Genomic DNA, 13,828 nt, shown 5'->3' on the forward strand with positions numbered 1-13,828 from the left:
ATACAGGAAGCCAAAATGAAAAACACGCAAATTTTCAAAGTCACGGCGCTGGCGGCTGCCATTGCCAGTCCGGTGCTTTACGCTCAAGAAACAGTTGAAACTGAGGAGTCTCAAGGGTTTGAAGTTATCCTTGTGGAAGCGCAGCGGACCACTCAAAACCTCCAGGAAGTGCCGGTGAGCGTTCAAGTGCTCTATGGTTCTGATCTGGCAGAACAGAATATCAATGAACTGACACAACTCTCTGTCATGGCGCCCACACTGCAGGTGGGACAGGACAATACCTACGCCATTCGTGGCATCGGTTCCCAGATTTTTGCCGAGACTATCGACCCCAGCGTTGCGCTGGCCATTGACGGCGTAAGTCTGGGGAGAAATGCACTCGCCGGTCAGCCCTTCAACGACATTGCTTCAGTGGAAGTGCTGAACGGTCCGCAAGGCTTGCTATTCGGTAAAAATGCGTCGGCAGGTCTGGTCAATATCGCAACGAAACGCCCGGTCATTGATGAAAGCTCAGGCAATATCTCATTTGAATACAATTTAAGAGATACCACGCCAACAGATGCTACCGGCAAGATTGCAAAAGGCACTATTAATCTGCCGGTATCAGAAAATTCTGCTCTGCGCATCAATGCGTTGTATTCCATGCAGGACAGTATTATCGACAACATCTATCCCAATACTGAACGTACGGACTTAGATCAGGAAAAGTCCGGGATTAAATTGAAGTACCTGTATGAAGATGGTCCGCTGAGCCTTTATTTTATTGGTGACTACAATAAGAACGAAGGCACCGGAGAGCGCTATGCCAGAACGTTCCGTGAAGTCGATCCTGACAGTGAGATTGTCGCGCTACTGGCAGCAGACAACATTACGCCAGGGCCAGAAAACATGACCAATAATTCCGATGGTGAGATGTTTCAGGACGTAGAAACCGGTGGGCTGCAGGGAGAAGTGGTTTACGCATTCAACAATGGTATGGAGCTTTTCAATATCGCTGCGTGGCGCTACTTCGACAGTGACGCGAACCTGCATAATGACTTTTCATCACTGCCCGATATCGTAAATAACCCGAACACCAATGAGTATGAACAGTTCTCCAATGAATTGCGTCTGGTGTTACCTGCCACTGAAAACTATTCCGGTCAGGTGGGCTTATTCTATTTTGATTCAGAATCGAACATGACAAATAGTCTGGAAGTGCAGGGGCCGCCGCCGTTTGTGGCTGTTGGGTTCCCGTTCTGTGTGGAGGCTGAGATATCCGGTCCGCCACCGGGATGCCCTTACAGCAACGATGTGTTTTTAGGAAACGACTCTGTGACTACACTCACCCAGACCAGTTACGCCGCTTTCGGGCAGTTCGATTTCTATCTCACAGATAAACTCACTGCCACCGCCGGCGCCCGGGTAACGCAGGATGAAGTCACTTCCGATGTACTGCAAATGCAGAAAGATTATTTCATCGGTATCGGTGGCCCCCGTGGACAATTCAATGAATCAGTAGATAACACCAATCTGAGCTGGAAGCTGGGGGCACAGTACCAGTATGACGCCGACCTGATGATGTATGTGTCGGTAGGTCAGGGCTATAAAGCGCCGGGCTTTAATACCGACAATCAGGATAACGAAGCGATTCCGTTTGCCGTTGAAGATGAGATTTCTACCACCATCGAAGCAGGCTTTAAGAGCAAAGTGCTGGATGATAGGGTCATTTTCAACCTGTCAGTGTTTAATACCGATTTTGATAATTACCAGGCGCAGTCGTTTAATCTCGATGCTCAGGCTTTCATCATCCAGAATGCTGCCACCGTAACCTCGCGGGGTGCTGAAATTTCAGTAAGAGCACTGGCCAGTGACAACCTGACTTTCTACTGGGATGCAGCCCTGCTGGATTCAACTTTCGATGAATTTGCGCAGGCATCCTGTACGCCAGACTCAACAGAGTGTGGCCCCGATGATGCTTTTTTTGATGCATCCGGGTATTCCACACCACTGGCGGCAGATTTCACATCCACACTGAAGGCACAGTACGAGCAGGAAATCACGGCAACGATATACGGATTCCTTAATGCCAGCGTATATTACCGGTCTGATATTAATTACGGTATTGCATCGCCTTCAACAGAGCTTGATGCCATCACTACGTTTAACATCAGTGCAGGTTTTGAAACCGATGACGGCTTACGGGTGTGGGTATTCTGTAATAACTGTACCGACGAGAAATACCCCGTCTCTATGGGCTTTGATCCCGGTGAGAATAACCGCGGCTTTGCCTCAATTCACCAAACCTGGGGGCTCAACTCAGTGCGCTCACTCGGTCTGGCTGCCTCCTGGGCATTTTAATCTCATCCAAAGCCAACTCGCCGGGAGTTGGCTTTTTCTTTATTCCGAATTTTCTGTGGGCCGGGTTGTACCTTGTGGGGGCGGTGTACTTCATTTTCAGAAGCAAATTCAGTTAAACTTTGCTGAAAAGGAGTATCAACATGACTGCATTATTTGTTTACGGCACCTTACGGCAAGGTTTCCCAACGAGCATATACTTACCGCAATTGGCGGCGAATTCGAAGCCGGATATCTGCACGGACATTTAATTGAAGAAGGGTGGGGCGCTGCACAGGGCTGCCCGGGATTAAAGCTTGCTGCACATGGGCAACGTATCGACGGTCAGGTATTCACGTCTCCCTCTTTGGATAAACATTGGCAAGGTCTCGATGATTTCGAAGGTGAAGAGTATGTGCGAACAGAAACCGAGATCCAGTTGATAAGCGGTGAAAAAACGAAAGCCTTTGTGTATGTTTTGAAGTAGGGGCTGGCAATTACCAGCCCCCGGCGATGTTACTTTTCAATGGCCACGATACCGTAGGTACCGGAATTATCCGGATAGCTGGTGTCATCACAGTTACAATACGAGAAGGTTTCTGAGAAGGTGTAGTAGGGCTCAGGAATTCTTGGGTAAATCAATCCCGGACGTGATGGCGAGTAAACAGGATACGAATATGCCGGCTTTTTAAAGTGAATTAGTTCCGACCAGATCTGACACATCGACTTGAAAAGATGAGAGTTACCCAGTTTGATAAAGGTGTCGAATCTTTATTAAACAAACCAAAAGGTAACTCTCATGTTGCATACTAGCAATCCAATCATTAAACACAAAGCAGGATTACTTAATCTGGCCGAAGAACTCGGCAACGTCTCTAAGGCCTGTAAAGTGATGGGCGTATCCCGAGACACGTTTTATCGCTATCAGGAGTTAGTTGAAGATGGCGGTGTTGATTCACTAATCAGCAAATCCAGAAGAACACCTAACTTAAAGAATCGCGTTGATGAGCAGACCGAGCAAGCGGTACTCGTTCACGCCGTCGATTATCCCGCACACGGCCAAGCCAGAACCAGTAATGAACTTCGCAAGCAAGGCGTATTCGTGTCCGGCAGTGGCGTGCGTTCTATCTGGCTCCGTCATAACCTTGAGAACTTTAAAAAGCGTCTGGCTGCTCTTGAGGAGAAGGTCGAGAAGGAAGGAATTATACTAACCGACGAGCAAGTTGCGGCACTGGAAAAGAAGAAGCAGGATGATGAGGCCTGCGGTGAAATTGAAACACATCATCCAGGCTATCTCGGCTCTCAGGACACGTTTTATGTTGGTAATTTGAAAGGTGTTGGTCGGATTTACCAGCAGACGTTTGTTGATACCTACAGCAAAATTGCGTTTGCTAAGCTCTACACAACGAAGACGCCTATCACCTCCGCAGATGTACTGAATGATCGCGTCTTGCCGTTCTTCGAGGCTCAGTAGCTGCCAATGCTCAGAATTCTTACAGACAGAGGCACGGAATACTGTGGGAAGGTCGAACAGCATGATTACCAGCTCTATCTGGCGATAAACGATATCGACCACACCAAAACAAAAGCCCGTCATCCCCAGACAAACGGTATCTGTGAACGCTTCCACAAAACCATTCTCAACGAGTTTTATCAGGTTACGTTCCGCAAGAAACTCTATGATTCACTGGAGATGTTGCAGAAAGATCTGGACGAGTGGCTGAATTATTACAACAATGAACGAACTCATCAGGGCAAAATGTGCTGCGGCAGAACGCCAATGGAAACATTAATCGATGGGAAACAGATTTGGGCTGAGAAGAATTTAGCTCAAATCTAATCTGACGCTGGCACCAGAAAAACTGGGTAACTGTCAGATCAGGTCTGAGCTAGTACATTTAAAGCCTGGCGGCAGTCCTTCCATGCGTTCTCCGGCTTCACGCATGGGGCCGGTATCTGCTTTGTGATCGGCTGCACCATTGATTACCGATAAGTTTTCAATCATCGATTCAGGCAGGCCAGGCGTAAAATCGTAGGCCATTTGTAAATGCCAGATCTTCCATTTACCGTCTTCCAGAATGAAATCGCCGGCATATTTTTCCCAGAAAAAGACGCTGCCAACTTTAGCATCGTCGCCTTCAATGTTGGCCATTAAGCCCATACCAGGTGAATACCAGATCCCTTTCGCTGTTTTACCGTCACCGGCCACTTCAATCACCGGCGTGGTGTTGGTATGCATCGCCCACTCATGACCGGCGCCAAGGTTTGATTCTTCCAGTTTCAGTTCCGGCATAACTTTCTGCATGGCTTTTAATGCCAGTTCACGGTTTTTCTGATTTTCTTTACCATAAGCATTGCGCACAGTTTGTAAGCCATCCATCACCCACAGCGGGCTGGCAAAAACGGCAGAATCGGCAAACTTACCTTTCGCATCTACCCAAAGGGTGTCGACTTCTTCAAGGTTCATACCCGCAGCATGTAAATAGGCATGTTTGCTCATCACGTTTTGCACCTGAAGAGCTATATACGCGTGTTCACCTTTGCTGATAACCGGTCTGTTGTCTGCCATAGCTTCCCCGGATGCCATAAAGCCGGTGGTGGTAGAGAGAAGCACTGCCATAGCAACTGCTTTTACTGATGAATTAATCATTATCTTTCCTTAACGTTGATTTGTGCCGTGCACAATTTGAGAATACGTTGATGAATCTTTCTAAATACTTATGGGAGCGCTCCCATGTTGTTGCGATGTCAAGTCGCGATGTCAAACCTGTCAAAATACATTGCAATGTAATTAAAATGTTATCAAATTGGTAATGGTTATGAAGTTAATCCAATTTATGGATGCCGTTCTTCTTGTTGCCCGCGAAGCGTGTAGAATAAAGTGAAAGGGATCAGATTCCTCAGTTAAGGGTCGGAGTAGCGGGTGTCATCGGATAATAAAAAAACAGTCAGAAAAATGAGCAGAGCAACCGGAGAAGATGTTGCAAGACTGGCTGGTGTTTCCAAATCTACCGTTTCGCGGATCTTTAATGGTGGAGTGGTTTCTCCGGTGGCGCGGGAAAAAATTCTGGCCGCGGCTAAAACGCTGCATTATCGTCCTAATCCTACCGCGCGTTCTCTCACAATAAAGCGTTCTTTTCTGGTGGGCGTTGCGATTACCCAGCTTGATAATCAATTTTATCCTGACTTTGTGCAGTTGCTGTCAGACAAGCTGGCATCTCAGGGATACAGAATTGTTTTATTTGTGACACACGGTGAACGTGGAGATGATCCTACCCTTGAGGAAATTCTCAACTACAGCCTGGATGCTATCATCTTTGCTTCCAGTCGCAGTGCTACAACAACGGCTGCGGCTTGTGCGGAAGCGGGTATACCCACAATCATGTTTAACAGTGTGGACCCGGTAGAAAACTGCAAGTGCATCAGTACCGATGACATTGATGGTGCTGAGCAAATCGCGAAGGCGCTCTATGAGGCTGGTCACCGGTTCATCGGTGTACTGAAAGGACTGGAAGAGAGTGTGATTACCCGTCGCAGGGTGAGCGCGTTTTCAAACAAGATATGCGAGCTGGGCGGCGCAAAAGTGGTGGGTGAGAACTGCAACTTTCAGTTTGAATCAGCAAAACTGGCTACCCGCCGCCTGTTAACCCGGTTCCCTGATACAGATGCTATTTTTGCGTTAAACGATCATATGGCTCTGGCCTGCATGGAAGTGTGCCGGAATGAATTTCAACTTACGCCGGGTGAAGATATATCTATAATCGGGTTTGATGATGTGACGATATCTGGCTGGGGGACGTTTTCCCTTGCCAGTTTTGCTCATCCTCTGGGTCATATCACCGATGAAATTGTAAACTATGTGCTGGCGTCACAGCGTGCAGAGCAGCCCGACACCTCGCCAGTCTATCTCAAAGGTGAACTGAGATACCGTTCATCATTGAAGTCTCCTTCTTAATGCTCTTCTGAGTACTTCCTTATCACTATTTGTTAATCAAATGTTTTAAATTCGTTTATTGGATTTTTCCGATTACTGAGTTTTAAGTAGTCTCATCGTCAAGTTTTCAAATTTGGGAGCGATCCCAATTGGCTATCTGTCGGGGGATTCCTATTGCTCCCGGCGTGAACAAGGAGCATTACGGTGAAACGCATAATCTTAAGTTCTTTTATCGCTGGACAGTTCATATTAGCTGGCTGTGCGTCGACTTCAGCAGAACCCGGAGCCGGCGTGAGTGTTGCTAACGCTGATTTTAGTCCGGTACTGGAAGCGGTTGATACTAACCGCGACGGAAAAATGTCCCGTGCAGAGTGGCAACATGCTGGTTTGCCAGCATCCTCTTTCGGCATGTTTGAAAAAGGTCGGGGTTTTGTTACTAAAGCCGATTTTGATGAGAATCCCGCTCCTCCGGGCATTGATATAAATGGTGACGGCAAGCTGACCGTTAACGAGTTCAGACAGTTCGACCGTATGATGTCTGCAAAAATGAACCCCCGCGAATCCATTTCTGCCGCTGAACGGGCGCTGGCAATGTGGGAAGTTCAAAATGTGATGAGTAAGCATGCTTACTATCACGCCGCTGCATTAAATCTGGAAGAAATCACCGCGATATGGGTAGACGAATATGGTGACAATGCGGCCACGGCTAAGTTCTCAAGCCCTGCCTGGGTAATGAATGGCATAAACACCATCAAAGGTGCTTATGGCAGGATAAATCAGGACAACCGTCAAAAAGCGCTGGAGAAGATTGCCAAAATTTATCCGGACATCGAAGTGACAGAAGCGAATCTTGGCGCAGGCCATGAGTGGGTGATGCATACCAATACGACACCTGTCATCGAGGTGGCGGGTGACGGTAAAACAGCGAAAGGGATCTGGTATTCACCGGGCATGGGGTTAATCACTGAATTTGAAGGTGATACCGCACGTGTTGACGGTACGTTTTTCTGGGAGAAATATGCCGCCGACTTCGTTAACGAAAACGGCGTTTGGAAAATCTGGCATTTGCAAATGGCGTATGACTTTACGCCCAAGCTGGATGATAAATGGCTGGATTTTGAGAAGAAAGGCATGGTGCAAACCGGAGAACGGGACGGCGAAATGCCGGATGGTTTTTCAAAACCAGAATATTCCTACCCGTCTTACAGTATGAAACGAGCCGCAACGATTTATCCGGCCATTCCTCAGCCTTACTACACCTTTTCAGAAACATTCAGTTATTGAGTTATCGCCGCCCGGTCGGGCGGCGTTTTATCAGTCGTGGAAGCCGCTGCTTTGCCGCTGGTCAGGCTAATTCTGAGCTCTCCACATTAATTTCCAAAACTAGCGGGTATTTGTAACTCAAATGTTTTGGATTTGTTAATTCGATTGGGCATGTAAAACAGGATTTTTAATAATCATCCACAGACGCTCCTGTCTGTAACGTTTTGGGAGCGCTCCCATAAGTGAAAAGAAGATTCGTTAACAGCAAGGACATGAGATATGAGAACTAATCAAAGAACATCACTTGCCAGTGCGGTTGTGCTGGCTTTGTCCGGCATTGCCGGTACTGCTGCTGCGCAAACAGATAAGAAAGATGACGATAAAACACTGGAAGTGATTGAAGTAACCGCGCAGAAGCGGGTGCAGAGTATCAATGATACCGCTATCGCCATCAGCGCAGTGAGTGGCGATGACATCACCAACCGCGGCGACAGCTCCTACGATGCTGCCATTAAAGGTACACCGTCTGTGAAAGTGCAGGGCATTGCTCAGGGGGCTCAGGTATTTATTCGTGGTGTGGGTTCCCAGATCGATCCTGCCTTCGCCGACCCGGCAGTGGCAACGCTGATTGATGGTGTGTATACCGGCAGAACTGAATCTGTGCAGGCGGGCACTTTCGACATCTCACGAATCGAGGTATTAAGGGGGCCGCAGGGAACCTTGTATGGCAGAAACGCGTCTGGCGGCTCGATGAACGTTATCACCCGCGACCCGGTGTTGGGTGACGTAGAAGGCTACGTCACTGCACAACTGGGCAACTTCAGTATGAAACGTCTGGAAGGCGCACTTAATCTACCCGTCGGCGAAGATTTTGCCATTCGTGTTGCCGGATATAAAAGTAGCCGGGATGGTTATTTAAGTGATGGCAGTATGGAAGATGACTCGTCAGCGTTACGGGTAAAAGCCCTGTATGTGCCTTCTGATGAAACCCGCGTGTTGTTCAAATACGAGAAATCCACCTATGAAGGCAATGCGGCAAATACAGTGCCGGTAGAAGGATGGGAAGGTAACCTCACATTTCCGCCGTTTCTCGCTGCTTTCGCCCCGGATGGTTGGGTGACGGACAATCCTGACGACCCGTGGACAAACGACAAGTATCACCAACCCGGCCTCAACAAGCGTGACTCGGTTACCTATTCATTGCAGGCGAGTCAGGACTTTGACTGGGCTACAGTTAATGTGATTGCGGCTTATTCAAATCACGAAAACTCCGAGAAAACCAGTCATCTGTTCGGTATTACAGACCCGGATATCTTCCTCGCCTGTGGTTCATCGGATTGTTACGACGATAATACCGGTAATGCAGATTATAAAACCGTTGAAGTACGCCTTGATTCACCGGCCAGCTCGGACGTAATGTGGATGGTTGGCGGTTATTTTCTGAAAAGTCAGGGGGATGTGGGCGGTGACGGACAGGAGCTGACACTGGGTGATGCCATTTATACTTACAACCAGGCGTTCGCTCCCAGTGAGACAAAAGCCATTTTCGGGCAGATGACTTATCCGTTGTCGGATACCCTGCGTCTGACAGGTGGTTTGCGTTTCAGTAATGATACCCGGGAGAACAGTTATGAGCTGTATGATCCCGAGGGTGTGCAACTTGAAACCGACAGTCAGACCACGGAAGACGACTCAGTTACGTGGAAAGCGGGTATAGAATATGATGTCAGCGACGATCAGCTTTTTTATGCGCATATTGCTTCCGGGTTTAAGCAAGGTGGCGTTAATACCACAGTGCCGGTGACGGATTTCGACCCTGAAGAATTGATCAGTTACGAAGCCGGTATGAAGAACACGCTGCTGGACAATCACCTGCAAGCCAACTTTGCCGTGTTCTACTATGATTACATGGATTACCAGGTCCCCACGCTGCAAAATATCCCCGTTGGTGATACCGGCGAGATATCTTCTTTCCCGGTGGTGCTGAATGCCGGAGACAGCACTATTTACGGTGCGGAAGCGACATTTGACTGGATTGTGTCAGATGCCGGCAGATTGAAAGCATCCATGAGCTATCTGAACACCGAATATGGCGAAACAGAGTTACCGGTCAACCCGTTTATCGACGGCGGCCCTTATCAACTTGAAGGGCGGGAAATGGTCAACGCGCCTGAGCTTACCGCGATGCTGGGTTATGAGCACAGCTGGTATCTTGACAGCGGCTCACTGATTGCGGGCATCACAATGAATTACTCCAGTGACTATATGACTTCCGTTGAGTTTTATGTGCCCGGAGCGAGGCAGGAAAGCTTCACCCGCACCGATGCAAGCATTCGTTATGAATCTGACTCAGACTGGACGTTGGGGCTGTGGGTGAGAAATATTGAAGACGAGGCGCAAACTACGTATGTATTTCCTGCATACAGACGTTTTGTTACTTCTCCCCGAACCTTTGGCTTAAATTTCACATACCGTTATTAACGGTATGCAGAAATCAAAAAAGCAGCTTTATAAAAGCTGCTTTTTTTAATTCTTTTCGCAATTATGATGACGGCGATTCTGAAATTTCCGGTGATTCCGCATCTTCGTTTTTCTCAATAATTTCCGGATTGCACATCGTTAAAATATCGCAAAGAAAATACATCATTTGGAATGTCTCCCGTCTGTAAGATGAACCGAATATACCGCCACATCAACAGCTTTACAAGTGGAGAACAATAAATTTACAAAAGCGTGTTTTTCACCAGTGTTGTAATGTCACCGTCGTGGCGGAATCCCGCATGCTCTGCAGCTGGCGTGAACAAAGGCGGCTGTTTTCCAAATCCTTCTTCCAGCGCTGCATCCGGCTTCCAGCTCACCAGTTCTTCAGACGCGCCGGTCTGCGAGGCAATTTCCTGAACCAACTCACGCATACTGACTCTCACTGCAGGCAGCGTAACCACACGGCTTACAGGCATTTGTGAGCTGTCCAGCACGGCAGCATTCAAAAGGTTATTCACACACTGGTTCACTGACATCAGCCACATGGTAGCCTGTTCAGACACCGGAGAAACATAGGGTTGACCGTCTTTGAGTAAATGGAATACATCACTCAGAAAAGCTGATTTAAGGCCACTTTTGGCCAGCGGACGGGCGACAATGCCAGGTAGCCTCACTGTAACGGTATCGGCAAGTTTGCGGCGGGAAAAATCAGCCAGAGCTAACTCTATCATGGCCTTATGCGTGCCGTAGGTCATGGCCGGTACAATCGGGGCATTGTCGTCTACCACGTCAGGCATAGGAGCGCCGAGGACTGCTATGGTGCTGGTGTATACAATACGCGGGCGGTGACCATTTTCGCACGCCTTTGAAAACAGGGTCAGTGTGCCATCCAGATTCACTGTTTTGGAGAGTGCGGGGTTCTGTTCTGCTGCACCGCCGGGAACGGCTGCAAGGTGGAACAGAATATCACAGGGTGATGAGAACACTTCTGACAGCATGGTTTCATCAGAAAAAGGGGTTTCAAACGCCGCAACCCGGTCATGATTTTTCAGGAAATCGGGTAATACCATATCAATGGCAATCAACTGCCAGTCCGGCTTTGCCAGAATAGCATCACACAACTTTTGTCCTACGAAACCGCCTGCGCCGGTTACCACCACTCTTTTCATTTGCATTTACCTTTTTCTCATTGTGGATACAAATAATAAAACACCTTTTAAAGCGTAAATATTCGTTTTCCAGATACATTTTATTAATAAATCCGATTCGGATTTCACGCCCTAATTTCTTATAAATACACTCACTGATTTATACCTGTTGACTGCGTGAATTTGTTTGTCAGGAAAACATGCCTGAAATTAACAAAGCAATTAATCTGAAAATTTTGGAGTGAAAATATGGTGACAGAAATGGCGCGACTGGTCGTTTCTCCTGAGAACAAGATCCGGTTTGAAAAAGCGGTCTCTCTGGCTGTGGAACACTTCAAACAAGCAGAAGGTTGCCACAGCTTTGCTCTGGATGCAGTGATTGAGAACGAAGGCGAATATGTTTTGCTGGTGCGCTGGGACTCTGTCGAAGCGCATATGGAAACTTTCCGGCAGTCTGAAGGCTTTGCAGCCTGGCGGTCGCTGGTGTCTGAGTTCTTTATTGCCCCGCCGGCGGTGGTTCACACCAGAACAGTGATAGACGGCTTTTAATTACCCTATTTGTAACGGAGACCACCATGGCTATTTGGTTAAAGCGGGGCGCGGAAGCGCAGGTTAAAGCAGATGCTGACCGCAAAGTACGCGAGATTGTAGAAGCGACACTTGAAGACATTGAAAAGCGGGGCAATGCGGCTATCCGCGATCTTTCCGTTAAATTTGATAACTGGGACAGAGAAGATTACCGGCTGACAAAGGAAGAAATTCAGGCGTGTATGGACTCGCTGTCTCCACAAGATCTGAAAGACATTGAATTCGCCCAGACGCAGGTGCGTAATTTCGCGCAAATTCAGCGCGACTCCATGAAAGATGTAGAAGTAGAAACTCTGCCCGGTGTGATTCTGGGGCACAAGAATTTACCGGTAAACGCTGCCGGTTGTTATGTGCCGGGCGGAAAATATCCGCTGCTGGCTTCCGCTCACATGTCGGTTATCACCGCAAAAGTGGCCGGTGTTCCCCGTGTTATTACCTGTGCGCCACCGTTTAAAGGCAAACCTGCACCTGCCATTGTTGCGGCACAGGCACTGGCCGGTGCGGATGAAATTTATGCGCTGGGCGGTATTCAGGCTATCGGCGCAATGGCGCTGGGCACCGAAACCATCAGTGGTGTGGATATTCTGGTTGGCCCGGGCAATGCGTTCGTTGCTGAAGCGAAGCGTCAGTTATATGGCCGTGTAGGTATCGACTTATTTGCCGGTCCTACAGAAACTCTGATCATTGCTGATGAGTCGGTAGACGGTGAAATGTGTGCTACTGATATTCTCGGTCAGGTCGAGCACGGACCGGACAGCCCGGGTGTGCTGCTGACTAATTCAGAAAAACTGGCCAGAGAAACCATGGCAGAAATTGAGCGTCTGCTGGAAATTCTGCCTACCGCCGACCATGCCCGTAAAGCGTGGGAGACCTTTGGTGAAGTTATCGTGGCAGAAAGCTATGAAGAAATGGTGCAGATTGCTGATGAGATTGCCAGTGAGCACGTGCAGGTAATGACGGCTGATCCGGATTATTTCCTTAAAAACATGACTAACTACGGCGCGCTGTTCCTTGGTCCGCGTACCAATGTGGCGTATGGCGATAAAGCTATCGGTACTAACCACACGTTGCCAACAAAGAAAGCCGCCCGTTATACCGGTGGTCTGTGGGTTGGCAAATTCATTAAAACCTGTACCTATCAGAAAGTGGTTACCGACGAGGCTTCTGCATTAATCGGTGAGTACTGCTCGCGCTTATGTGGTCTGGAAGGCTTTGCCGGTCATGGTGAACAGGCAAACCTGCGGGTGCGTCGTTACGGCAATATTGATGTGCCGTATGCCGGAACGGTTACACCCACCGCAAAAACGAAGGTTTAGGAGTCACTATGACAAACAGTACTTTACCGGCATTACCGGACTTTCGTCTGGAGGGTAAACGGGCACTGGTTACCGGTGCAGGGCGGGGCATTGGCCTCGCCATTGCTGCCGGACTGGCGGAAGCCGGGGCATCGGTAACACTGGTTGCCCGCTCCGCCGGCGAAATTCAATCTGCGGCAGAGGCCATTTGTGCGCGGGGCGATAAGGCGCAGGCTGAGGTACTGGATGTCAGTGATCTTAATGCAGTGCGTGACTTCTTCGAACGGCACGACCCGTTTCATGTGCTGGTCAATAATGCCGGTACTAACCGGCCAAAACCGGTCACTGAAGTCACAGAAGACGACTACGATGCGGTACTTAATCTGAATGTGAAAAGCGCCTATTTTGTCGCACAATCCTGTATTCAGCGCATGATTGCCGGTGGCGTTAAAGGGTCGCTGATTCACATCGGATCGCAGATGGGACATGTGGGCGGCGTTAACCGCTCGTTATATTGTGCATCGAAATGGGCACTGGAAGGCATGAATAAAGCCATGGCCCTCGATCTCGCTCCGCACGGGATCCGCACTAACACTATTGCCCCTACGTTTATTGAAACGCCGCTGACCAAACCTTTCTTTGAGGACAAAGCTTTTCTGGCTTCTGTGCTTGAAAAAATCAAAATCGGCAGACTGGGTAATGTGCAGGATCTTATGGGCGCGGCATTGTTTCTGGCATCAGATGCATCCGCATTAATGACCGGCACCAGTCTGGTAGTCGACGGTGGCTGGACAGCGGAGTAA

At 48.6% G+C, this 13,828-nt stretch carries 10 protein-coding genes and 1 pseudogene; 9 read left to right on the forward strand and 2 right to left on the reverse strand.

Annotated features, from left to right (window positions below; translation table 11 throughout):
• The first annotated feature begins 15 nt into the window (after nucleotides 1-15).
• The 3 genes and pseudogenes from DS731_RS00790 (at nucleotide 16) to DS731_RS00805 (ending at nucleotide 4,156) form a co-directional block, all read left to right on the forward strand.
• Entirely contained in the window at nucleotides 16-2,340 is a 2,325-nt protein-coding gene (locus DS731_RS00790; RefSeq protein WP_119499547.1) for a TonB-dependent receptor, read from the forward strand.
• A 55-nt stretch (nucleotides 2,341-2,395) separates the two neighbouring features.
• Nucleotides 2,396-2,803, forward strand: a complete 408-nt coding sequence (locus tag DS731_RS00795; RefSeq protein ID WP_232373453.1) for a gamma-glutamylcyclotransferase family protein — start codon at nucleotides 2,396-2,398, stop codon at nucleotides 2,801-2,803.
• Between the two features lie 312 nt (nucleotides 2,804-3,115).
• Nucleotides 3,116-4,156, forward strand: a pseudogene (locus DS731_RS00805) (IS481 family transposase).
• Between the two features lie 33 nt (nucleotides 4,157-4,189).
• Here DS731_RS00805 and DS731_RS00810 read toward each other — a convergent pair.
• On the reverse strand, nucleotides 4,190-4,966 hold the full coding sequence (locus DS731_RS00810; protein ID WP_202980693.1) for a nuclear transport factor 2 family protein: 777 nt from the start codon (nucleotides 4,964-4,966) through the stop codon (nucleotides 4,190-4,192).
• Between the two features lie 306 nt (nucleotides 4,967-5,272).
• Here DS731_RS00810 and DS731_RS00815 point away from each other — a divergent pair, with 306 nt between their 5' ends.
• The 3 genes from DS731_RS00815 to DS731_RS00825 all read left to right on the forward strand — a co-directional run bounded on the left by DS731_RS00815 (nucleotide 5,273) and on the right by DS731_RS00825 (nucleotide 9,994).
• Nucleotides 5,273-6,271 (forward strand): LacI family DNA-binding transcriptional regulator, encoded by a 999-nt coding sequence (locus DS731_RS00815; protein WP_150154203.1) that lies wholly within the window; start codon nucleotides 5,273-5,275, stop codon nucleotides 6,269-6,271.
• Between the two features lie 183 nt (nucleotides 6,272-6,454).
• Nucleotides 6,455-7,534 (forward strand): nuclear transport factor 2 family protein, encoded by a 1,080-nt coding sequence (locus DS731_RS00820; RefSeq protein ID WP_119499549.1) that lies wholly within the window; start codon nucleotides 6,455-6,457, stop codon nucleotides 7,532-7,534.
• A 258-nt stretch (nucleotides 7,535-7,792) separates the two neighbouring features.
• Complete coding sequence (locus DS731_RS00825; RefSeq protein ID WP_119499550.1) at nucleotides 7,793-9,994, forward strand: TonB-dependent receptor; 2,202 nt, start codon at nucleotides 7,793-7,795, stop codon at nucleotides 9,992-9,994.
• A 242-nt stretch (nucleotides 9,995-10,236) separates the two neighbouring features.
• Here the strand turns inward: DS731_RS00825 and DS731_RS00830 are convergent, their stop codons facing one another.
• Entirely contained in the window at nucleotides 10,237-11,169 is a 933-nt protein-coding gene (locus DS731_RS00830) for an NAD-dependent epimerase/dehydratase family protein (protein WP_202980694.1), read from the reverse strand.
• Nucleotides 11,170-11,391: 222 nt separating this feature from the next.
• Between DS731_RS00830 and DS731_RS00835 the strand changes: the two genes are divergently transcribed.
• From DS731_RS00835 to DS731_RS00845, 3 genes are read left to right on the forward strand one after another with little or no spacing between them, the layout of a single operon-like run.
• Nucleotides 11,392-11,691: an antibiotic biosynthesis monooxygenase family protein gene (locus DS731_RS00835; RefSeq protein ID WP_119499552.1), complete on the forward strand. Its 300-nt coding sequence runs from the start codon at nucleotides 11,392-11,394 to the stop codon at nucleotides 11,689-11,691.
• A gap of 26 nt (nucleotides 11,692-11,717) precedes the next feature.
• Nucleotides 11,718-13,046: a histidinol dehydrogenase gene (hisD, locus tag DS731_RS00840; protein ID WP_119499553.1), complete on the forward strand. Its 1,329-nt coding sequence runs from the start codon at nucleotides 11,718-11,720 to the stop codon at nucleotides 13,044-13,046.
• An 8-nt stretch (nucleotides 13,047-13,054) separates the two neighbouring features.
• Nucleotides 13,055-13,828 carry an SDR family NAD(P)-dependent oxidoreductase gene (locus DS731_RS00845; protein WP_119499554.1) on the forward strand — a complete coding sequence of 258 codons (774 nt, stop codon included), beginning with the start codon at nucleotides 13,055-13,057 and terminating at the stop codon, nucleotides 13,826-13,828.

The organism is Alteromonas sp. RKMC-009 (assembly GCF_003584565.2).
In the GTDB taxonomy this organism is placed as follows: domain Bacteria; phylum Pseudomonadota; class Gammaproteobacteria; order Enterobacterales; family Alteromonadaceae; genus Alteromonas.

Coding starts and splice junctions, on each gene's coding strand:
- DS731_RS00790 (WP_119499547.1), top strand. CDS start 16: ATGAAAAACACGCAAATTTTCAAAGTCACGGCGCTGGCGGCTGCCATT.
- DS731_RS00810 (WP_202980693.1), bottom strand. CDS start 4,966: ATGATTAATTCATCAGTAAAAGCAGTTGCTATGGCAGTGCTTCTCTCT.
- DS731_RS00815 (WP_150154203.1), top strand. CDS start 5,273: ATGAGCAGAGCAACCGGAGAAGATGTTGCAAGACTGGCTGGTGTTTCC.
- DS731_RS00825 (WP_119499550.1), top strand. CDS start 7,793: ATGAGAACTAATCAAAGAACATCACTTGCCAGTGCGGTTGTGCTGGCT.
- DS731_RS00830 (WP_202980694.1), bottom strand. CDS start 11,169: ATGCAAATGAAAAGAGTGGTGGTAACCGGCGCAGGCGGTTTCGTAGGA.
- DS731_RS00835 (WP_119499552.1), top strand. CDS start 11,392: ATGGTGACAGAAATGGCGCGACTGGTCGTTTCTCCTGAGAACAAGATC.
- hisD (WP_119499553.1), top strand. CDS start 11,718: ATGGCTATTTGGTTAAAGCGGGGCGCGGAAGCGCAGGTTAAAGCAGAT.
- DS731_RS00845 (WP_119499554.1), top strand. CDS start 13,055: ATGACAAACAGTACTTTACCGGCATTACCGGACTTTCGTCTGGAGGGT.